General features: G+C 70.1%; 16 protein-coding genes. 5 read left to right on the forward strand and 11 right to left on the reverse strand.

The features are described from left to right. Window positions 1-160 precede the first annotated feature (160 nt). The 5 genes from mmsA to iolC are packed head-to-tail and all read right to left on the reverse strand — an operon-like array spanning window position 161 to window position 6488. Window positions 161-1660 carry a CoA-acylating methylmalonate-semialdehyde dehydrogenase gene (gene mmsA / locus ACI2LP_RS07050; RefSeq protein WP_404723507.1) on the reverse strand — a complete coding sequence of 500 codons (1500 nt, stop codon included), beginning with the start codon at window positions 1658-1660 and terminating at the stop codon, window positions 161-163. Between the two features lie 11 nt (window positions 1661-1671). After that, window positions 1672-3552 (reverse strand): 3D-(3,5/4)-trihydroxycyclohexane-1,2-dione acylhydrolase (decyclizing), encoded by a 1881-nt coding sequence (iolD, locus tag ACI2LP_RS07055; protein ID WP_404723508.1) that lies wholly within the window; start codon window positions 3550-3552, stop codon window positions 1672-1674. After that, entirely contained in the window at window positions 3549-4505 is a 957-nt protein-coding gene (gene iolB / locus ACI2LP_RS07060; protein WP_404723509.1) for a 5-deoxy-glucuronate isomerase, read from the reverse strand. The genes iolD and iolB overlap by 4 nt, the downstream gene beginning before the upstream one ends. Before the next feature lie 16 nt (window positions 4506-4521). After that, a complete protein-coding gene (locus ACI2LP_RS07065) occupies window positions 4522-5406 on the reverse strand; it encodes a deoxyribose-phosphate aldolase (RefSeq protein WP_404723510.1) in 885 nt (294 codons plus the stop codon). Next, window positions 5403-6488 carry a 5-dehydro-2-deoxygluconokinase gene (iolC, locus tag ACI2LP_RS07070; RefSeq protein WP_404723511.1) on the reverse strand — a complete coding sequence of 362 codons (1086 nt, stop codon included), beginning with the start codon at window positions 6486-6488 and terminating at the stop codon, window positions 5403-5405. The genes ACI2LP_RS07065 and iolC overlap by 4 nt, the downstream gene beginning before the upstream one ends. A 129-nt stretch (window positions 6489-6617) precedes the next feature. Between iolC and ACI2LP_RS07075 the strand changes: the two genes are divergently transcribed. Then, the gene (locus ACI2LP_RS07075; protein ID WP_404723512.1) at window positions 6618-7529 is read left to right on the forward strand and encodes a sugar phosphate isomerase/epimerase family protein; all 912 of its coding nucleotides are present in this window, start codon (window positions 6618-6620) and stop codon (window positions 7527-7529) included. A 214-nt stretch (window positions 7530-7743) separates the two neighbouring features. Continuing rightward, on the forward strand, window positions 7744-7944 hold the full coding sequence (locus ACI2LP_RS07080; protein WP_360875911.1) for a MerR family transcriptional regulator: 201 nt from the start codon (window positions 7744-7746) through the stop codon (window positions 7942-7944). A 7-nt stretch (window positions 7945-7951) separates the two neighbouring features. Here the strand turns inward: ACI2LP_RS07080 and ACI2LP_RS07085 are convergent, their stop codons facing one another. Beyond that, the gene (locus ACI2LP_RS07085) at window positions 7952-10333 is read right to left on the reverse strand and encodes an MMPL family transporter (RefSeq protein ID WP_404723513.1); all 2382 of its coding nucleotides are present in this window, start codon (window positions 10331-10333) and stop codon (window positions 7952-7954) included. A 165-nt stretch (window positions 10334-10498) separates the two neighbouring features. Here ACI2LP_RS07085 and ACI2LP_RS07090 point away from each other — a divergent pair, with 165 nt between their 5' ends. The 3 genes from ACI2LP_RS07090 to ACI2LP_RS07100 all read left to right on the forward strand — a co-directional run bounded on the left by ACI2LP_RS07090 (window position 10499) and on the right by ACI2LP_RS07100 (window position 14085). Then, on the forward strand, window positions 10499-11239 hold the full coding sequence (locus tag ACI2LP_RS07090; protein ID WP_404723514.1) for a TetR/AcrR family transcriptional regulator: 741 nt from the start codon (window positions 10499-10501) through the stop codon (window positions 11237-11239). 176 nt (window positions 11240-11415) lie between these two features. Beyond that, window positions 11416-11724: a heavy-metal-associated domain-containing protein gene (locus tag ACI2LP_RS07095; protein WP_404723515.1), complete on the forward strand. Its 309-nt coding sequence runs from the start codon at window positions 11416-11418 to the stop codon at window positions 11722-11724. Window positions 11725-11895: 171 nt separating this feature from the next. After that, window positions 11896-14085: a heavy metal translocating P-type ATPase gene (locus ACI2LP_RS07100; RefSeq protein WP_404723754.1), complete on the forward strand. Its 2190-nt coding sequence runs from the start codon at window positions 11896-11898 to the stop codon at window positions 14083-14085. Window positions 14086-14578: 493 nt separating this feature from the next. On the opposite strand, the gene ACI2LP_RS07105 is transcribed toward ACI2LP_RS07100, so the two are convergent. From ACI2LP_RS07105 to ACI2LP_RS07125, 5 genes are all read right to left on the reverse strand, one after another. After that, window positions 14579-15868 (reverse strand): citrate synthase, encoded by a 1290-nt coding sequence (locus ACI2LP_RS07105; RefSeq protein WP_404723516.1) that lies wholly within the window; start codon window positions 15866-15868, stop codon window positions 14579-14581. Between the two features lie 133 nt (window positions 15869-16001). Then, window positions 16002-18302 (reverse strand): ATP-dependent RecD-like DNA helicase, encoded by a 2301-nt coding sequence (locus ACI2LP_RS07110; protein ID WP_404723517.1) that lies wholly within the window; start codon window positions 18300-18302, stop codon window positions 16002-16004. Window positions 18303-18585: 283 nt separating this feature from the next. Next, window positions 18586-19392: a sugar phosphate isomerase/epimerase family protein gene (locus ACI2LP_RS07115; RefSeq protein WP_404723755.1), complete on the reverse strand. Its 807-nt coding sequence runs from the start codon at window positions 19390-19392 to the stop codon at window positions 18586-18588. A gap of 32 nt (window positions 19393-19424) precedes the next feature. Then, window positions 19425-20591 (reverse strand): dihydrodipicolinate synthase family protein, encoded by a 1167-nt coding sequence (locus ACI2LP_RS07120; protein ID WP_404723518.1) that lies wholly within the window; start codon window positions 20589-20591, stop codon window positions 19425-19427. Next, window positions 20588-21739, reverse strand: a complete 1152-nt coding sequence (locus tag ACI2LP_RS07125; protein ID WP_404723519.1) for a Gfo/Idh/MocA family protein — start codon at window positions 21737-21739, stop codon at window positions 20588-20590. Before ACI2LP_RS07125 ends, ACI2LP_RS07120 begins: the two co-directional genes overlap by 4 nt. Window positions 21740-21859: the final 120 nt, after the last annotated feature.

Raw genomic sequence — 21859 nt, forward strand, 5'->3', positions numbered from 1 at the left:
CGTCCGGATCGAGGAGACCCGCAACTACCTCTGGCCCGGCGCCGTGGGCGAGTCGCTGCCCCGGCGTGCCGCGCGTGAACTGCGGGTTCTTGTCCTTGAGTTGGACGAGGCATACCGAACGGCCCGTACGGATGAGGAGTCCGTACGGGCCGGGGTGCCGTCAGTGGTTGCGGGGGAAGCCCAGGTCCACGCCGATGTGGCCCTCGGCCGGGTCCGGCCAGCGAGTCGTGACGACCTTGCCGCGGGTGTAGAAGTGCACGCCGTCATTGCCGTAGATGTGGTGGTCGCCGAAGAGCGAGTCCTTCCAGCCGCCGAAGGAGTGGTAGCCCACCGGGACCGGGATCGGTACGTTCACGCCGACCATGCCCGCCTGGATCTCCAGCTGGAAGCGGCGGGCCGCGCCGCCGTCGCGGGTGAAGACGGCCGTGCCGTTGCCGAACGGCGAGGCGTTGATCAGGGCCACGCCCTCCTCGTACGTCTCCGCGCGCAGCACACACAGCACCGGGCCGAAGATCTCGTCGCGGTAGGCGTCCGAGTCGGTGGAGACGCGGTCCAGCAGCGAGAGGCCGATCCAGTGGCCGTCCTCGAAGCCCTCGACCGTGTAGCCCGTGCCGTCCAGGACGACGTCCGCGCCCTGGGCCGCCGCGCCCGTGACGTACGAGGCGACCTTGTCCCGGTGGACCTTGGTGATCAGCGGGCCCATCTCGGACTCCGGGTCGTTGCCCGGGCCGATCTTGATCTTCTCGGCGCGCTCGCGGATCTTGTCCACCAGCTCGTCGGCGATGGAGCTGATCGCGACGACCGCGGAGATGGCCATGCAGCGCTCGCCGGCGGACCCGTACGCCGCCGAGACCGCCGCGTCCGCTGCCGCGTCCAGGTCCCCGTCCGGCAGGACCAGCATGTGGTTCTTCGCCCCGCCGAGCGCCTGGACGCGCTTGCCGTTGGCGGAGGCGGTGGTGTGGATGTAGCGCGCGATCGGGGTCGAGCCCACGAAGGAGACCGCGGCGACGTCCGGGTGCGCGAGCAGCGCGTCGACCGCGACCTTGTCGCCGTGGACGACATTGAGCACGCCGTCGGGCAGGCCGGCCTCGGCGGCCAGCTCCGCCAGCAGGTTCGCTGCGGACGGGTCCTTCTCACTCGGCTTCAGTACGAAGGTGTTTCCGCAGGCGATCGCCAGCGGGAACATCCACATCGGGACCATCGCCGGGAAGTTGAACGGTGTGATGCCCGCGACCACGCCGAGCGGCTGGCGGATCGAGGAGACATCGACCCGGTTGGAGACCTGGGTGGACAGCTCGCCCTTGAGCTGGGTGGTGATGCCGCAGGCGAGCTCCACGATCTCCAGACCGCGGGCGACCTCGCCGAGCGCGTCGGAGTGCACCTTGCCGTGCTCGGCGGTGATCAACTCGGCGATCGAGTCCCGGTTGGCGTCCAGCAGTGCGCGGTAGCGGAAGAGGATCGAGGTGCGCTGCGCGAGCGAGGACGTGCCCCAGGTGGCGTAGGCATCCTTCGCCGCCGTGACGGCCGTGTCGACCTCCTCCACCGAAGCCAGCGCGACCTGAGTGGTGACGGCGCCGGTCGCCGGGTCGGTGACCGGGCCCCAGTTGCCGGACGCGCCCTCGACGGTCTTGCCACCGATCCAGTGGTTGACGGTCTTCATTTCGTGCTCCTTCAGAGATGGCGGCGTCGGGCTGCGACTTGCCGGTCGTACTCCTCCCGAGCCTTGACCGCCGACGGGCGGGTCGCGGTCTCGGCCACTGGAACATCCCACCACGCCTGCGCGGGGGGCGCGCCCGACACAGTGTCTGCCGTTTCGGTCTCGACGTAGACACCTGTGGGAACGGTCGCCTCACGCGCCTCAGCGAGCGCTTCACGCAGGTCACGCACCGTCTTGGCGCGGATCACGCGCAGCCCGAGCGCGGCCGCGTTGGCGGCCAGATCGACGGGGAGCGGGGCGCCGGTGTACGTGCCGTCGCCGGCCCGGTGTCGGTAGGCGGTGCCGAAGCGCTCCGCGCCCACGGACTCGGACAGGCCTCCGATGGAGGCGTACCCGTGGTTCTGCAGGATGACCACCTTGATGGGGATGTTCTCCTGGACAGCGGTGACGATCTCGGTGGGATTCATCAGATACGTACCGTCGCCGACGAGCGCCCAGACGGGGCGGCCCGGCGCGGCCATCCCGACGCCGATGGCCGCGGGGATCTCGTATCCCATGCAGGAGTAGCCGTACTCGACGTGGTACTGGTCGGAGCTGCGGGCGCGCCACAGCTTGTGCAGATCACCGGGCAGCGAGCCCGCGGCGTTGATCACGACGTCGTCCCCGGTCACGAGCGCGTCGAGAACGCCGAGCACCTGGGGCTGGGTGGGGCGGGTGTCCGGGTCCTCGGCCTCGTACGCGGCATCGACGCGGTACTCCCAGCGCTCCTTGTCGTCGCCGTACTCCGTCTCGTACGCGGGCTCGACCCGGTGGCGCGTGCCCAGCGCGCCCGCGAGGTCGTCGAGAGCGGCGCGGGCGTCCGCGACGAGCGAGAGCCCGGCCATCTTGTGGGCGTCGAAGCCGGTGATGTTGATGTTCAGGAACCGGACCGCGGGGTTCTGGAAGAGGGTCGCCGATGCGGTGGTGAAGTCGGACCAGCGCGTGCCGACGCCGATCACCAGATCGGCGGTACGGGCCAGCTCGTCGGCCGTCGCGGTGCCGGTGTGGCCGATGCCGCCGACGTCGCAGGGGTGGTCGTACAGCAGCGAGCCCTTGCCCGCCTGGGTGGAGGCGACCGGGATGCCGGTCGCCTCGGCGAAGGTGCGCAGTGCGTCCTCGGCCTCACTGTGGTGGACTCCGCCGCCCGCGACGATCAGAGGTCGACGAGCAGCGGTCAGGGCGCGGCAGGCCGCGTCGAGGGCGTCCTGGTCGGGCCGGGGACGGCGTACGTGCCAGACGCGCTCGGCGAAGAAGTCCTCCGGCCAGTCATACGCCTCTGTCTGTACGTCCTGCGGCAGCGCGAGCGTGACCGCACCGGTGTCGGCGGGGTCGGCGAGGACGCGCATCGCCTGCAACGCCGCCGGGATCAGTGCCTCGGGGCGGGTGACGCGGTCGAAGTAGCGGGAGACCGGCCGCAGCGCGTCATTGACCGACACATCGCCCGCGTAAGGGACTTCGAGCTGCTGGAGGACCGGATCGGCGGGGCGGGTCGCGAACACGTCGCCGGGCAGCAGGAGCACGGGCAGCCGGTTGATGGTGGCGAGGGCCGCGCCCGTGACGAGGTTGGTGGCGCCGGGGCCGACGGAGGTGGTGACGGCGTGGGCGGAGAGGCGGCGGGACTGGCGGGCGTAGCCGACGGCGGCGTGCACCATGGCCTGTTCGTTGCGGCCCTGGACGTACGGCATGTCCGTGGCGGACTCGAGGAGTGCCTGGCCGATTCCGGCCACATTTCCGTGGCCGAAGATGCCCCAGGTGGCGTTGACCAGGCGGTGGCGTTGGCCGTCGCGCTCGGTGTACTGGCGGGCGAGGAAGGCGACGAGGGCCTGGGCGACGGTGAGTCGGCGCGTACTGCTCATCGGGGGCCTTCCTCGGTTTCGGCTTCGGTTGCTGCTTCGGTTGCAAGTTCGGTCGCGGCTTGGGTTGCGGCTTGGGTTGCGGCTTCGGCTTCGTACAGGGGCAGTCGGGGGTCGACGGGCTGCGTCGGCCAGGTGTCGCGGATCCAGCCGTGCTCCGGGTGGTCGCAGATCAGCCACTCACGCGTCGCGCCCGGGCCCGCCATGACATTGAGGTAGTACATGTCGCGGCCGGGCGGGGCGATGGACGGGCCGTGCCAGCCGTCGGGGATGAGGACGGCGTCACCGGTGCGGACCTCGGCGAGGACGTCCGTACCGCCGGGCCGGGAGGGGGAGACCCGGTGGTAGCCGATGCCGCCGCGGTCGATCTCGAAGTAGTAGATCTCTTCGAGCTCCGACTCGACGCCTGGGCGGTGCTCGTCGTGCTTGTGCGGCGGGTACGAGGACCAGTTGCCGCCGGGGGTGAGCACCTCGACCGCGATCAGCTTGTCGCAGTCGAAGGTGTCCGCTGCCGCGAAGTTGTTGACCTGTCGCGAGCAGCTGCCCGAGCCGCGCAGCTCGACGGGCACCTCCGGCGCGGGGCCGTAGCGAGCGGGGAGTCGTCGCTCGCACTTCGCTCCTGCCAGGGCGAAGCGGCCTCCCGCGCCGGAGGCAATCTGTGCATGGGCATCGCGGGGTACGTAGGCGAAGTCCGTGACTCCGCTGAACACGCTTTCCCTGCCCTGCAGTTCAAAAAACTCGCCTTGTGTGTGCACCGTGCAGCCGCCGGCGAGCGGCAGCACGATCCACTCGCTGTCCCCGGCGGCGAAGGAGTGCGAGGCGCCCGGTGCCAGCTCCAGCACACTCAGGCTGGAGTAACCCCAGCCGGCCTGCTCGGGGTCGATCCGGAGGGCATAGGGCCCCTCGGCCGCACTGCCCGCCGGCAGGTACCGGCCCTTGTCGTCGTGGTCGCTCATGGCTTCTCCGTACCCCCTACAGCAGTCCTACGGCCGTATCGACCGCCCCGGAAACGTCCCCGTCGACCGGATAGAGCAGCGAGCGTCCCACCACCAGTCCCTGGACGGTGGGCAGTTGCAGCGCACCACGCCATTTCTCGTATGCGCCGTCCTGGTCGTCGCCGACCTCGCCCCCGAGGAGGACCGAGGGCAGGGTCGTGGTCTCCATCACGGCCGCCATGTCGTCGGGGTCGTCGGTGACGGGGACCTTCAGCCAGGTGTACGCGGAGGTACCGGCAAGCCCGGACGCGATGGCGATCGACCGGGTGACTGCTTCGGCGCTGAGATCGTTTCGGAGCTGTCCGTCGATCCGGTGACATATGAACGGCTCGACGAAGACGGGAAGCTGACGCTCCGCCATCTCGTCTACGGCGCGGGCGGTCGCGTACAGCGTGTCGAGGGAGCCCGGGTCCTCGTAGTCGATGCGGAGCAGCAATTTGCCCGCGTCGAAGCCGAGCCGGTCCAGGTCCTGGGCACGGTGGCCGGTGAAGCGGTCGTCCAGCTCGAAGGCGGCGCCCGCGAGGCCGCCGCGGTTCATCGAGCCCATGACGACCTTGTCGTCGAGGGCGCCGAGGAGGAGCAGGTCGTCCAGGATGTCGGCGGTGGCGAGAACACCGTCGACGCCGGGGCGGGAGAGGGCCAGGCAGAGCCGTTCGAGCAGGTCGAGGCGGTTGGCCATGGCGAAGGGGCGGTCGCCGACGCCGAGGGCGCCGCGGGCCGGGTGGTCGGCGGCGATGATCATCAGGCGCCCGCTGTCGCCGATGAGCCGGGGCCGCCTGCGCCGCCGGGTGGCGGCCTCGGCGACGGCCTCGGGGTGGCGGGTGCGGATCCCGACGAGCTCGGCGATGTCGACGCGGCTCACGACGCTGCTCCTGGCGGGACTGGGGCCGGCGGGGGCGTCGGCGGGGGCGAGTGGGGCGCGGGCGCGTCGGCGGGTGATGAGCTCGGCCGGAGCGCGGGCGCGTCGCCGGGCGGCGGGGTCGGGGAGGGCGGGACCGGGGCGCCGGAGAGGACCTGGTCGACCTCGGCCGCGTACGGCATGGCCGTGGAGCAGGCGAGGCGGGCCGCGACGATGGCTCCGGCAGCGTTGGCGTACCGCATGATGCGCTCCAACTCCCAGCCGGAGAGCAGACCGTGGCAGAGCGCCCCGCCGAACGCGTCGCCCGCGCCCAGCCCGTTGACCACATCGACGGGGACGGGCGGGACCTCGGCCTGCGTGCCGTCCCGGTGGACGGCGAGAACGCCTTTGGGCCCCTGCTTGACGACGGCGAGTTCGACCCCGGCGGCGAGGAGCGCACGGGCCGCCGCGTGCGGCTCGCGCTCACCGGTGGCGATCTCGCACTCCTCGAGATTGCCGACGGCGACGGTCGCGTGTGCCAGCGCCTCGGCGTAGTACGGCCGCGCCTCGTCCGGGTCCGTCCAGAACATCGGCCGCCAGTCGAGGTCGAAGACGGTCGTGCCGGAGCGGTCCCGGTGGGCAAGCGCCGCGAGTGTCGCCGTGCGGCTCGGCTCGGCGCACAGCCCGGTCCCGGTCATCCAGAACACACGCGCCGCCCGGATCTCCTCCAGGTCCAGCTCACCCTCATGGATGTCCAGGTCGGGGGCCTTCGGCTGCCGGTAGAAGTAGAGCGGGAAGTTGTCCGGCGGGAAGATCTCGCAGAAGGTGACCGGGGTCGGGTAGGCCGCCACCGGCGTCACCCAGCGGTCGTCGACCCCGAACTCCCTCAGTGCCTGGTGGAGATACTCCCCGAAGGCGTCCTGGCCGGTGCGGGTGATCACCGCCGTCCGCCGACCGAGCCGGGCAGCGCCGACCGCGACGTTCGTGGCCGAGCCGCCGAGGAACTTCCCGAACGTGTCGACCTGTGCCAACGGGACCCCGGTCCGCAGCGGATAGAGGTCCACCCCGATCCGGCCCATCGTGATCACGTCGTACGGCTGAGGCATGCGCGTCCCTTCGGTTCGACGCCGGCTGTGCTCAGGTCTAGTGGTCCTCCATGAACCCTGTCAACATTTTGTCCTTACATTCGGACGAAGCCTTGACACCCTTCTCCGGCGGCGGGAAAGCTGCTCCGCATGACCTCCACCGTCCCCTCCCTGAACCGCATCCGGGTCGGCTCGGCCCCCGACTCCTGGGGGGTGTGGTTCCCCGACGACCCCCAGCAGGTCCCCTGGCAGCGTTTCCTCGACGAGGTCGCCGGGGCCGGCTACGAGTGGATCGAGCTCGGCCCGTACGGCTATCTCCCGAGCGATGCCGCCCGTCTCACCGAGGAGACGGCCCGCCGGGGGCTCAAGGTCTCGGCCGGCACGGTCTTCACCGGACTGCACCATGGACCGGCCGTGTGGGAGAAGACCTGGGCACATGTCTCCGACATCGCGGCGCTCACGCAGGCCATGGGCGCGGAGCATCTCGTCGTCATCCCCTCCTTCTGGCGTGACGACAAGTCCGGGCAGGTGCTGGAGGACCGCACCCTGACCCCTGCGCAATGGCGCGATCTCGCCAGCCAGACCGAACGGCTGGGCCGCGAGGTGCGTGAGCGGTACGGACTGAAGATCGTCGTCCACCCGCATGCGGACACCCATATCGACAGCGAGGAGAACGTCAGCCGGTTCCTCGACGCCACGGACCCCGGACTGGTCTCGCTCTGTCTGGACACCGGGCACTACGCCTACTGCGGCGGCGACAGCGTCAAGCTGATCGAGACCTACGGGGAGCGGATCGGCTACCTCCACCTCAAGCAGGTGGACCCGGAGATCCTCGCCGAAGTGGTGGCTGACGAGGTGCCGTTCGGGCCGGCCGTCGGCAGGGGCGTGATGTGCGAGCCGCCGGCCGGGGTGCCCGCTCTGGAGCCCGTACTGGCGGCGGCGCAGGCGCTGGACGTCGAACTCTTCGCCATCGTCGAGCAGGACATGTACCCCTGCCCGCCGGACAAACCCTTCCCGATCGCCCGGCGAACCCGCCGTTTCCTGCGCTCTTGCGGCGCGTGACGCGAACGGGCCGACTCTGTCGTGGTCGTCCCCTCCTCGTCACGCATGTCTCCATTACGCGGGCCTTCTGTCACAGCCGATCAACAGCCCGCCCCTCCACCTCGGCGCATTCGTTCAACGGGCACAGGCTCAGTGATCGCCAGCGTCTGCGCTGCAGCTCCCCCGACGGTCCCCCCGGCCGCCGCTGCCGCGCACGCAGGGAGGTGCCACACCCATGACGGACAGAAGACTCTGGTCCTACAAAGAGATCGCCGCGCACATCCGGGTGCAGCCGGACACGGTCCGCTCCTACCGCAAGCACGGCCTTCTCCCGCCGCCCGACCATGTGGAGACCGGCAAGCCCTACTGGTACGAGGACACGATCCGTGTCTGGGTGGCCAATCGCCCCGGGAACAGGGGCGGCCGCAGGGAGTGAGGCCGCGCTACGTCCTGACGGTGTCCCGTGCCGCGTCCGGGTCCTGCTCGATGTCGGGATCCGGCGCGGTGTCGGGGTCGAGATCAACCTCGAGGTCGGGCGTCGATTCCGGCTCCTGATCCGGGTGCGGCGCGGGCTGCGGTATCTCCCCCTCGCTCAGGCCGAACCGCTGATGGAAGCGGCGCAGCGGCCCCGGTGCCCACCAGGTCGCGGCGCCCATCAGCTTCATCACCGAGGGGACGAGCAGACTGCGGACCACCATGGCGTCCATCAGCACGGCCAACGCGATTCCCAGGCCGAGCATCTTGGTGTTGGTCACCCGTGAGGTGCCTATGCCCACCATCACGACAGCGAGGATCACGGCCGCCGCGGTGATCAGGCCGCCGGTGCGCTGAAGGCCGAACCTCACCGCGTGCTCATGGTCGCGGGTACGGTCGTACTCCTCCTTGATACGGGAGAGCAGGAAGACGCCGTAGTCCATGGACAGCCCGAAGGCGATGCAGAACATCAGCACAGGGAGCGTCGTCTCGATGTCACCGGTGGAGGTGAAGGCGAGCAGCCCGGAGAGGTGCCCGTCCTGGAAGACCCAGACCACCGCGCCGAACATCGCCGTCAGGCTCAGGGCATTGAGCACGACCGCCTGGACGGGGATGAGCACGCTGCCGGTGAGCAGGAAGACCAACAGCAGCGTCACTATGGCGATGATCCCCAGCGCCAGTGGCAGCCGGTCGGCGATGGCGGCCTTGGAGTCCTCCAGCACCGCGGCCCGGCCGGTCACCGAGGTCTCGAACGGGGCCGGTACGTCGCGCAGTTCATGCACGAGCTTCTGGGCCTCCTCTCCCACCGCCTCGCCCTTGGGCTGCACCGTGAGGTAGGCGGATCCGCCCGAGGTGACGGGCCCGTCCACCCGCAGCACACCCGGGAGGGCGGCGATCTTGTCGCGGTACGCGGCGTACTCGGCGGGGGTCGTCGCGGACCCGGAACCGGTGTCCTCGGCGAAGACTTCGAGGCCGCCGGCGGGGCTGCCGGGGAAGCCGTCCCGTATCTGCTGCTGGACCACATGGACCTCGGCGGTCGACGGCAGCTGGCGGTCGTCGGGAGTACCGAACTTCACGCCCAGGAAGGGCAGTCCGAGCAGCACAAGACCGGCCACGGTGGCGAACGCGAACAGCGGGGCCCGGCGCATCACCAGCCCGGCGACCCGTGCCCACCCGGCTCCGGCCGCTTCCTGGTCCGCAGCCGCTCGCCGGTCCGCGGCCGCTTTCTGGTCCTCGGCCGACGCCTTCTCCGCCCCGGCCCCGTCGGACGATGTGCGGTCGCGTCGGCCACGCTTGAAAAGGCGGCGCAGGTCCAGCGCATTGACCCGGTGTCCAAGCAGCATCAGGGCGGCCGGGAGGAGCACCAGCGCGGCCCCTGCCGCCAGAAGCACCACCGCGATCCCGGCGTAGGCGAAGGACCGCAGGAAGTACTGCGGGAAGACCAGCATCGCGGCCAGCGACACGGCCACGGTCAGCGCGGAGAACAGGACCGTGCGGCCCGCGGTGCGCAGGGTGATACCGATCGACTCCCGCACCTCGGCCCCGGCGGCCAGCTCCTCGCGGAATCGGCGCACGATGAACAGGGCGTAGTCAATGGCGAGTCCGAGGCCCAGAGCCGTGGTGAGGTTCTGTGCGAAGACCGAGACTTCGGCGAACTCTGTGATGCCGCGCAGGACGGCGTTCGTCCCCAGGATGGCGACGATGCCGACGCCCAGTGGGAGCAGTGCAGCGATCGCGCTGCCGAAGACCATGACCAGCAGCACCAGCGTCACCGGCAGAGCGATCAGCTCCGCCCGCAGCAGGTCCTCCTGGATGGTCACGGTCATCTCGTGCTGCAGGGCGACGGGGCCGCCGATCGAGACCTGGACCGGGCCGTGCGCCCCCCGGAAGTCCGGCGCCATCCGCTCCAGCACCTCGGAGGTGGCTTTCTCGTCGCCCTCGATCCGGGCCGCGATCAGCGCCTGATGCCCGTCTCCGGCGCGCAGCGCGGGTGAGCGGGTCTCCCAGTACGAGCCGACGCCCGTGACGTCCTTCTCGGCGGCGAGCCGCTCCCCGAGCCGCCGCCCCTCGGCGGCGACCGCCGGGTCGTCCACGCTCGCCCGCCCGCTGTCCACGAGCAGCAGCAGATTCGGCTGGGAGGCCGGGAACTCCCGCTCCAGCGCCTCTGTCGCATACGTCGACTCGGCGGCCGGGTCCTGCCAGCCGCCGCTGCCCATGCGCTCGGCGACCCCGCTTCCGGCGAACACCGCGAGTGCGGTGAGCACCAGCGCGGCCAGCAGCGAGAGCCGCGGCCGCGCGGTGACGAAACGGGTCCATCCCCCGACCGGCGGTGGGCTGTTGACCTCGGACATGGTGCGGTGTCCCCTTCACCGTGGCTCATGCGCAGGCTTCCCGGCAGGCAGCATGAACCGACTATTGCCAATAGACTGGCAAACACGAGCTGTCACTCGCATTGACCAAGAATGCGAGCGCCCACTCGCGTTTGTCAACCACTCCAGGAAGGCTGGGGATTTCACGTGCCGGAGCCCGCGAAGGTCGAGCCCAGGACGCCCGCGCCCGCCGCGGCCGCGACGCCCGAGCCCACCGCCACGCCAAAGCCCGCCGATGCCACCGCGTCCGCGCCTGCCGCCAGGCCGCGGCGCCGTCAGGCCCGTGGAGAGCGCCGGATCGCCCAGCTCCTCCAGGCCGCCGCGAGCGTCTTCTGCTCCTGCGGCTACACCGCCGCCAGCACCAACGCCATCGCCCGCGAGGCGAGCGTCTCCCCCGGCACGCTCTACCAGTTCTTCCCGAACAAGGAGGCCATCGCCGTCGAGCTCGGCGAACGCCTGATGCACGAGATGCGCGAGGCCCACGGCCAGGCCTTCACCCCGGCCAACCTCGCCCTCCCCCTCGACCAGATGCTGGACGCCGTTCTCGATCCGATGATCCAGTTCAACTGCGAGAACCCGGTCTTCTTCGCCCTGATGCACGGCTCCGACGTCCCCGGCCGCATCGCAGAGGAGCACGACGCCCTGCACGCCTCCCTGCTGTCCCGGGTCGAGGAGCTGCTGGCCCACTATCTGCCGGACATGCCCGCCGCCGAGCGCAGCCGTATGGCCGACATGACCTTCGCCCTTTTCAAGGCCGGCCTCGACCTCGTACTCGCCCATGAGGGAGCGGAACGGGACGCGTACATCGCCGAGTTGAAGCAGGTCATGTTCCGCTACCTCGACCCGGTGGTCGGCAAGGCCGTGCTCACCATGCCTCCGTCCGGCTGACCCGCTGCTCCGACAGCGCCTCACCCGTCCCCGCCAGCAGCCTGAGCGCCACCATCCGACATTCGCTTGATACCCCCTAGGGGTATAGTATGGTGAAGGTTGGAGGGTACCCGGAGTCACCGAGACCTCTGCTGCACCATGAGTGCACCTCTTGTAAGCGCTACGAGGAGAACGACATGACGGCCGAGACCGAGACCTCCCAGACAGCTCCCACCTCCGGCTGCTGCGGCGGCGGCGCCTGCGGCACCGGCGCGGCCGATGTGCAGATCGGCGGCGTCACCGCCGTCTACCAGGTCACCGGCATGACCTGCGGCCACTGCGAAGGCGCCGTCACCGGCGAGATCTCCGAGCTTCCGGGCGTCACTTCGGTGACGGCGGTCGCCGCGACCGGCCGGGTGACGGTCGTCTCCGAGGCCCCGCTCGACGAGACCGCCGTACGCGCGGCCGTCGACGAGGCCGGATACGAGCTGGTCGGCCAGGCCTGAGCGCCCGACTCCCGAGCACCCGACTCCCGAGCGCCTGAGCGTCGACCCGCTCCCGCACGGCCCGCAGCCGGGCCGTACCCGACCAGTCCGACACTGCCCGGGTACGGCCCGGCCCCCGTTTTTGGAGTCCCGAACGTGGAAACCACCCAGGTCGAGCTCACCATCGGCGGGATGACCTGCGCCTCCTGTGCCGCTCGCGTCGAGAAGAAGCTCAACCGCATGGACGGCGTCAGCGCCACGGTCAACTACGCGACCGAGAAGGCGAAGATCTCCTGCCCGCCAGGGCTGGAGATCTCCGACCTCATCGCCACCGTCGTGAAGACCGGCTACACGGCCGAGCAGCCCCCGCGGCCCGAAGCCGAAGCCGAGCCCGCCGCTGCCTCCGCCACGGCCACCGCCGCGAACCCCGACCCCGAGTCGGTCGCCCTGCGCCAACGCCTCACCGTGTCTGCCGTACTCGCCACGCCCGTCGTCCTCATGGCGATGATCCCGGCCCTGCAGTTCGACAACTGGCAGTGGCTCTCGCTCGCCCTCGCCGCCCCCGTCGCCGTCTGGGGCGCGCTCCCCTTCCACCGGGCCGCCTGGACCAACCTCCGGCACGGTGCGGCCACCATGGACACCCTGGTCTCGGTCGGCACACTCGCCGCCTTCGGCTGGTCGCTCTGGGCGCTGTTCCTCGGCGACGCCGGGATGCCCGGCATGCGCCACGGCTTCGACCCGACCATCGCCCGTACCGACGGCGCTTCGACGATCTATCTCGAAGTCGCCGCGGGCGTGACCACGTTCATCCTCCTCGGCCGCTATCTGGAGGCCCGATCCAAGCGCAGGGCGGGCGCGGCCCTGCGTGCCCTGATGGAGCTGGGCGCGAAGGACGTCACGGTCCTCAGAGGCAATACCGAGATACGGATACCGGTCGGCCGGCTCGCGGTCGGCGACCGCTTCGTCGTGCGCCCCGGGGAGAAGATCGCCACCGACGGCACAGTCGTCGACGGCACCTCGGCCGTCGACGCCTCGATGCTCACCGGCGAGTCCGTGCCGGTCGATGTGGCCGCGGGCGACCCGGTCACCGGCGGCTGCGTCAACACCGCGGGCCGGCTCGTCGTCAGGGCCACCAGGATCGGTGCGGACACCCAGCTCGCCCGGATGGCCCGGCTGGTCGAGGACGCCCAGAACGGCAAGGCGGAGGTGCAGCGCCTGGCCGACCGGATCTCGGCCGTCTTCGTACCCGTGGTCCTCGTGATCGCCCTCGGCACGCTGGCCGGCTGGCTGCTGGCCACCGGCGACGCCACCGCGGCCTTCACCGCCGCCGTGGCCGTACTGATCATCGCCTGCCCCTGCGCGCTGGGCCTGGCGACGCCGACAGCCCTCATGGTCGGCACCGGGCGCGGTGCCCAGCTGGGCATCCTGATCAAGGGGCCCGAGGTGCTGGAGTCCACCCGCAGAGTCGACACCGTCGTCCTGGACAAAACCGGGACGGTCACCACCGGCCGGATGCACCTTCAGCGGGCGTACGCCTCCGAAACCGCCGATGAAGATGAACTGCTGCGCTTCGCGGGCGCACTGGAGCACGCCTCGGAGCACCCCATCGCCCGCGCCGTCGCCGCGGAAGCCGAGGAACGCCTCGGCCCGCTGCCCGTGCCGACGGCCTTCGAGAACATCCCAGGACTCGGCGTCCGGGGTGTTGTCGACGGACACGAGGTACTCGTCGGGCGCGCCCGGCTGCTTCAGGACGCGGGCGTGGAGCTGCCCGAGGAGCTCACGGCCACCGATGGGCGTACGGCCGTCTTCGTCGCCCGGGACGGGAAGGCGCTCGGCGTGCTGACCGTCGCCGACACCGTCAAGGACACCAGCGCCGAGGCGGTGGAGCGGCTGCGGGCCCTCGGCCTCACTCCGGTGCTGCTGACCGGAGACAGCAGGGCAGTGGCCGAATCGGTCGCGGCCGAGGTCGGCATCGACGAGGTGTACGCCGAGGTCACGCCCGAGGAGAAGGTGGCTGTGGTCGGGCGCCTCCAGGCGCAGGGCCGCAGTGTCGCGATGGTCGGCGACGGGGTCAACGACGCGGCCGCGCTCGCCACCGCGGACCTGGGCCTGGCGATGGGCACCGGCACGGATGCCGCCATCGAAGCCGGGGACCTCACCCTCGTACGCGGAGATCTCAGGGTCGCCGCCGACGCGATCCGTCTCGCCCGTCGGACTCTGGCCACCATCAAAGGGAATCTTTACTGGGCTTTCGGCTACAACATTGCCGCACTGCCGCTCGCGGCATCTGGCCTGCTCAACCCCATGATCGCCGGATTTGCCATGGCCTTTTCGTCCGTATTTGTGGTGACTAACAGCCTGCGGCTGCGCTCCTTCTCGTGACTACAGATAGGTCACAAGACCTTCACAAGGAGACCTAGATCACAGATATTTAGGGGTAACCATTGAGGCTCCTCGCGAGTCTGAATGGGCGATGCCGAGAACGTCTTGGGGGACGTTCATGGGATGTCTTGGGGGACGTCCCAGGCAAGCTGTTGGCCGGGGCACGTGCCCGGGGAGCTTTGAGCGGCCCTCCCGTGCGTACGTACCCCGGCAGACCGCGTGAGGAGCTTCTGCAACCAGCAGACGCCCGGCCGGATCCCGTGGGGGGAATCCGCTCCGGGGATATGGGAAGCGCCCCGCCCGCCGACCCGTGGGGGGATCGGCAGCGGGGCGCTTTCCGCTGTCTGCGCCGGTGCTGACCGGCACAAGGCAACGAAGCCCGGCGGCCCGGCTGCGAAGATGACCGGCGCCCGGCTACGAAGCGCCTACGCGCCACGTACCGGGCTCAGGGCCTCCCGTCGGCGGGCCCTGCGTCAGCGGGCCAGGGCCTGTGTCAGCGGGCCTCGACCGGGACGAAGTCGCGCAGGACCTCGCCGGTGTAGATCTGGCGCGGGCGGCCGATGCGTGAACCCGGCTCCTTGATCATCTCGTGCCACTGGGCGATCCAGCCCGGCAGCCGGCCGAGCGCGAAGAGCACGGTGAACATCTCGGTCGGGAAGCCCATGGCCCGGTAGATGAGGCCCGTGTAGAAGTCCACGTTCGGGTAGAGGTTGCGCGAGACGAAGTAGTCGTCGGAGAGCGCGTGCTCCTCCAGCTTGAGCGCGATGTCGAGCAGTTCGTCGGACTTCCCGAGCGCCGAGAGGACATCGTGCGCCGCAGCCTTGATGATCTTCGCCCGCGGGTCGAAGCTCTTGTAGACCCGGTGGCCGAAGCCCATCAGACGGACGCCGTCCTCCTTGTTCTTCACCTTGCGGATGAAGGAGTCGACATCGCCGCCGTTGGCCTGGATGCCCTCGAGCATCTCCAGGACCGACTGGTTGGCGCCACCGTGCAGCGGGCCCCACAGGGCGCTGATGCCGGCGGAGATCGAGGCGAACATGTTCGCCTGCGAGGAACCGACCAGACGCACGGTGGAGGTCGAGCAGTTCTGCTCGTGGTCCGCGTGCAGAATCAGCAGCTTGTCGAGCGCCGAGACGACGACCGGGTCCAGGTCGTACTCCTGGGCGGGGACCGAGAAGGTCATCCGCAGGAAGTTCTCCACATACCCGAGGTCGTTGCGCGGGTAGACAAAGGGGTGGCCGATCGACTTCTTGTATGCGTACGCCGCGATCGTCGGCAGCTTGGCGAGCAGCCGGACCGTGGAAAGGTGGCGCTGCTTCTCGTCGAACGGGTTGTGGCTGTCCTGGTAGAACGTCGACAGCGCGCTGACCACGGAGGACAGCATCGCCATCGGGTGGGCGTCGCGCGGGAACCCGCCGTAGAACCGCTTGACGTCCTCGTGCAGCAGCGTGTGCTGGGTGATCTCGCCCTTGAAGGCGGAAAGCTCGTCGACCGTCGGAAGCTCGCCGTTGATCAGCAGGTACGCCACCTCGAGGAAGGTGGAGCGCTCGGCCAGCTGCTCAATGGGGTAGCCGCGGTAGCGCAGGATGCCCTGCTCGCCGTCGAGGTAGGTGATCGCGGATTTATATGCGGCGGTGTTGCCGTATCCACTGTCCAGGGTCACCAGACCGGTCTGGGCTCGGAGCTTCCCGATGTCGAAGCCCTTGTCACCGACGGTGCTTTCGACCACCGGGTAGGTGTATTCACCGTCCGCGTACCGCAGTACTACAGAGTTGTCGCTCACGTCATCCCTCACCGACGTAGTGCCTCTTCTTCGAGGTGCCCTGACTGTCTCTACCATCCCCCATTTGGCTGAGGAGAGTGCACTCGGGGTCGACCATTGGGCCTATTGGCGGCACTGAGTGCCGCCAACCTGCTCATCTTGCCCCCTTCGCCCTGGTTCCGGAAGCTGGGGTGGCATTTCCCACCCCGGGGGGCCCGGCGACCTCCCCCGGCCGGCTCAGCACCGGCACCGGGCCGGCCAGCCGGTGGTCGAGGGCGGTGAAGCGTCTGCCTGCGGAAACAGTGCGCACGGCCTGTCCTATCGCCTTGCGGGAGCCGACCAGCACGACGAGCTTTCTGGCCCTGGTGACCGCCGTGTACAGGAGGTTCCGCTGGAGCATCATCCAGGCCCCGGTGGTGACCGGAATCACCACGGCCGGATACTCGCTGCCCTGCGAGCGGTGGATGGTCACCGCATAGGCGTGTGCCAGCTCGTCCAGCTCGTCGAAGTCGTACGGAACCTCCTCGTCCTCATCCGTCAGCACCGTCAGCCGCTGGTCCTCCAGGTGCAGGGAGGTGACCACCCCGACCGTGCCGTTGAAGACGCCGTTCTTGCCTTTGTCGTAATTGTTGCGAATCTGGGTGACCTTGTCGCCGACGCGGAACAACCGGCCGCCGAAACGCTTCTCGGGGAGGTCGGGCCGTGCGGGCGTAATCGCCTGCTGGAGCAGGCTGTTGAGCGTGCCGGCGCCGGCCGGGCCGCGGTGCATCGGCGCGAGGACCTGCACATCACGCCGCGGATCAAGGCCGAATTTGGCGGGAATCCTGCGGGCCGCCACATCGACCGTGAGTTTTCCCGCGTCCTCCGTCTCCTCCTCCACGAAGAGGAAGAAGTCGGAGAGGCCCGAAGTGATGGGCTGGACGCCGGAGTTGATGCGGTGGGCGTTGGTGACGACGCCGGACTGCTGGGCCTGGCGGAAGATCCGCGTCAGCCGGACGCTGGGCACCGGGCCGCCGTCGGCGAGCAGATCGCGCAGCACCTCGCCCGCGCCGACGCTCGGCAGCTGGTCCACGTCCCCGACCAGCAGCAGATGCGCGCCCGGGGCCACGGCCTTGACCAGCTTGTTCGCCAGCAGCAGATCGAGCATGGACGCCTCGTCGACCACGACCAGGTCCGCGTCCAGCGGGCGGTCCCGGTCGTACGCCGCGTCCCCGCCGGGCTTGAGCTCCAGCAGCCGGTGCACGGTGGACGCCTCGGCGCCGGTGAGCTCCGCCAGCCGCTTGGCCGCACGCCCGGTGGGGGCCGCGAGCACCACCTTGGCCTTCTTGGCCCGGGCCAGTTCCACGATGGAGCGGACCGTGAACGACTTGCCGCAGCCGGGGCCGCCGGTGAGGACGGCCACCTTGCTGGTGAGCGCGAGGCGGACCGCCTGCTCCTGCTCGGGCGCCAGCTCCGCGCCCGTACGCTCCGCGAGCCAGGCCAGCGCCTTGTCCCAGGCGACGTCCTGGAAGGCAGGCATCCGGTCGTCCGCGGACCGCAGCAGGCGGCCCAGCTGGGCGGCGAGGGAGATCTCGGCACGGTGGAAGGGCACCAGATAGACCGCGGTCACCGGCTCCCCGCCGTCGGGGGCCGGCACCGTCTCCCGTACGACACCTTCCTCCTCCGCAGCGAGCTCGGCGAGGCACTCGATGACAAGGCCGGTGTCCACCTGGAGCAGCTTCACCGCGTCCGCGATCAACTGCTCCTCGGGCAGGAAACAGTGCCCCTGGTCGGTGGACTGCGACAGGGCGTACTGCAGGCCGGCCTTGACCCGCTCCGGGCTGTCGTGCGGTATGCCCACCGCCTGGGCGATCTTGTCGGCGGTGAGGAAGCCGATGCCCCACACGTCTGCCGCCAGTCGGTACGGCTGGTTCTTCACGACCGAGATCGAGGCGTCCTCGTACTTCTTGTAGATGCGCACGGCGATGGACGTCGAGACGCCGACTCCCTGGAGAAAGATCATGACCTCCTTGATGGCCTTCTGCTCCTCCCAGGCGGCGCCGATCAACTTCGTACGCTTCGGGCCGAGTCCGGGGACCTCGATGAGCTTCTTGGGCTGCTGCTCGATGATGTCCAGGGTGTCGATGCCGAAGTGCTCGACGATGCGCTCGGCGATTCTGGGGCCGATGCCCTTGATCAGACCGGAGCCGAGGTAGCGGCGTATGCCCTGGATGGTGGCCGGTAGGACCGTCGTGTAGTTCTCCACGGTGAACTGCTTGCCGTACTGCGGGTGGGAGCCCCAGCGGCCCTCCATACGCAGGGACTCGCCCGGCTGCGCGCCGAGCAGCGAGCCGACCACCGTGAGGAGATCACCGCCGCCGCGTCCGGTGTCGACGCGGGCGACCGTGTAGCCGTTCTCCTCGTTGGCGTAGGTGATCCGCTCCAGGACCCCTTCGACCACTGCCTGATTGGACATGATCCGACGCTACCGCCGGGGTCGGACAGTGCGGGATGCCTGTGGACAACCGGACAGTCACCAGGACAGTCACCCGGATCGGCATCCGGACGGTTACCGGGACGGCCGCCCGGATCGGCGCCGGGGCAGCCACCCGGACAGTCATGGGGGCCCGGTCCTGCCGACCGGGCCCCTGTCCCCCTCCGTCAAGAGCTCCCTCGATCCCCCCAGATCCCTCCCCCCGGGAGCCTTGATGCCAGGTACGACCCACCTCACCCGGAAAGGGTTGTAGGACTGCGGGCAGTTATTTTTTCGGAACTACGTGCTCCACAAAGCGGATCGCCGTCTCCCTCAGCACTTCCACGCCGTCCCGCGCCCACAGCCCGTCGTTGAACAGCTCCACCTCGATCGCACCCCCGTAACCCGCCGCGTCCACCAGGTCCCGCCACGCGCGCAGGTCGATCGCGCCGTCCCCGATCTGACCGCGGCCGTTCAGCACGCCCGCCGGCAGGGGCGTGGTCCAGTCCGCCAGTTGGAAGGCGTGGATGCGGTCCGTCGCGCCCGCCCGGGTCACCGCCGACGGGGCCGTGTCGTCCCACCAGATGTGGTACGTGTCCACCACCACGCCCACCTGGGACGACGGGAAGCGCTCCGCGAGGTCCAGCGCCTGCGTCAGCGTGGAGACCACGCAGCGGTCCGACGCGTACATCGGGTGCAGCGGTTCGATCGCCAGGCGTACCCCCCGGCCGGCCGCGTACGGAGCCAGTACGGTCAGCGCGTCCGCGATGCGTTCACGAGCCGCCGCCAGGTCGCGGCTGCCCGCCGGGAGACCACCGGAGACCAGGATCAGGGTGTCCGTGCCGAGGGTCGCCGCCTCGTCGATCGCCGCGTGGTTGTCCGCCAGGGCGCGGGCCCGTTCCGCCGCGTCGACCGCAGTGAGGAAGCCGCCGCGGCACAGGCTGGTGACCGTCAGACCTGCCGCGCGCACGAGTCTCGCCGCCGCGTCGACTCCGTACGCCTGGACCGGTTCGCGCCACAGGCCCACGCCCCCGATGCCCAGGCGTACACACGCCTCGGTGAGTTCGGGCAGGGTCAGCTGCTTCACCGTCATCTGGTTGATGCTGAAGCGGCTCAGGCCATCGGTCACTGGTCGACTCCGTACATCGTCAGCAGGGTCTTCATCCGCTGCTCGGCCAGGCCGGGGTCCGGGAACAGGCCCAGACCGTCCGCGAGTACGTACGCCCGGCACAGATGCGGCAGCGAGCGCGCCGACTGCAGGCCACCCACCATCGTGAAGTGCGACTGGTGCCCCGCCAGCCACGCCAGCAGCACGACACCCGTCTTGTAGAAGCGCGTCGGCGGCTGGAACAGATGCCGGGACAGCTCCACCGTCGGGTCGAGGATCTTCCGGAAGCCGGCGGCGTCGCCCGTGTCCAGGACTCGTACCGCCCGTGCCGCGAGCGGACCCAGCGGGTCGAAGATGCCGAGCAGCGCATGGCTGAAGCCCCGTTCGTCGCCGGCGATCAGCTCGGGGTAGTTGAAGTCGTCGCCGGTGTAACAGCGCACGCCCTGCGGGAGGCGGCGGCGCAGATCGATCTCGCGCCCGGCGTCGAGCAGCGAGATCTTGATCCCGTCGACCTTGTCGGGGTGCGTGGCGATGACGTCCAAGAAGACGGAGGTGGCCGCGTCGAGGTCGGCGGAGCCCCAGTAACCCTCGAGCGCCGGGTCGAACATCGGGCCCAGCCAGTGCAGGATCACCGGCTCGGACGCCTGGCGCAAGAGGTCGGAGTAGACGCGGAGATAGTCCTGAGGCCCCTCGGCGGCGGCGGCGAGGGCACGGGATGCCATCAGGATCGCCTGTGCGCCCGACTCCTCGACCAGCGCGAGTTGTTCCTCGTAGGCGGCGGTGACCGTGGCCAGGTCCGCGGGCCCGGTCAGCTGGTCCGTGCTGACGCCGCAGGCGATGGCGCCGCCCACCGCCTGCGCCTCCGCCGCCGAGCGCCGGATCAGCTCCGCCGCGCCCGTCCAGTCCAGGCCCATCCCGCGCTGCGCCGTGTCCATGGCCTCCGCGACGCCGAGCCCGTGCGACCACAGATGGCGGCGGAAGGCGAGCGTCGCGTCCCAGTCCACGGCGGCGGGCGAGTCCCACGTCGTGTCGGCGTACGGGTCGGCGACGACATGCGCGGCCGAGAAGACCGTACGTGAGGCGAGCGCGGCGCCTGCGGCGCACCCGGCGAGGGCAGCGCGCCCGGCGAACACGGCCGGTTCGGTGCGCGGTTCATACGTGCCGTGCGGGAGGCGGATGGTCACAGCGAGAGCTCCGGCACCTCGAAGCGGCGGCCTTCGGCCGAGGACTTCAGGCCCAGCTCGGCCAGTTGCACACCACGCGCGCCGGCCAGCAGGTCCCAGCGGTACGGCTCGCCGAGCACCACATGGCGCAGGAACAGCTCCCACTGCGCCTTGAAGCCGTTCTCGAACTCGCTGTTGTCCGGCACCTCCTGCCACTGGTCGCGGAAGGACTCGGTGGCGGGCAGGTCGGGGTTCCAGACCGGCTTCGGGGTGGCGGAGCGGTGCTGGGCGCGGCAGCGGCGCAGGCCCGCGACCGCCGAGCCGTGCGTGCCGTCGACCTGGAACTCGACGAGCTCGTCACGCATCACCCGCACCGCCCAGGAGGAGTTGATCTGGGCGACGGCGCCGCCCGCCAGCTGGAAGATGCCGTAGGCGGAGTCGTCCGCGGTCGCCTCGTACGGCTTGCCGCGCTCGTCCCAGCGCCGCGGGATGTGCGTGGCGACGTGCGCCGTCACGCTCGTCACCCGGCCGAACAGCTCGTGCAGTACGTACTCCCAGTGCGGGAACATGTCGACGACGATGCCGCCGCCGTCCTCGGCGCGGTAGTTCCAGCTCGGGCGCTGGGCCTCCTGCCAGTCGCCCTCGAAGACCCAGTAGCCGAACTCTCCGCGCACGGAGAGGATTTCGCCGAAGAAGCCGCCGTCGACGAGGCGCTTCAGCTTGAGCAGGCCAGGCAGGAAGATCTTGTCCTGGACGACGCCGTGCTTGATGCCCGCTGACTCGGCAAGGCGGGCCAGCTCCAGCGCGCCGGCGAGGTCCCTGGCGGTGGGCTTCTCGGTGTAGATGTGCTTGCCCGCCGCGACGGCCTGCTTGATCGCGGCGACGCGGGCGGAGGTGACCTGTGCGTCGAAGTAGATGTCGATGCTGTCGTCGGCGAGTACGGCGTCGAGGTCGGTGGAGACATGCGCGAGGCCGTGCCGCTCGGCGATCTCGCGCAGCGCGGGTTCGCGGCGGCCGACGAGGACGGGGTCGGGCCACAGGACATCGCCGTCACCGAGGTCGAGGCCGCCCTGATGGCGGATGGCAAGGAGGGAGCGCACCAGGTGCTGGCGGTATCCCATCCGACCCGTGACGCCGTTCATGGCGATGCGCACCGTCCTGCGTGTCACGAGGTGCCTCCCTGTTCCCCTCGATTTCCCTCATTACGGCCGTGTTGCCTCGATACGGTCGTAGCAAGCGCTTTCTACACGGTATGACGCTAGCCTGCCGACAGTGGCCCGGACAAGGGC

The sequence above is a fragment of the Streptomyces sp. NPDC019890 genome (genome assembly GCF_044903445.1).
Taxonomy (GTDB): domain Bacteria; phylum Actinomycetota; class Actinomycetes; order Streptomycetales; family Streptomycetaceae; genus Streptomyces.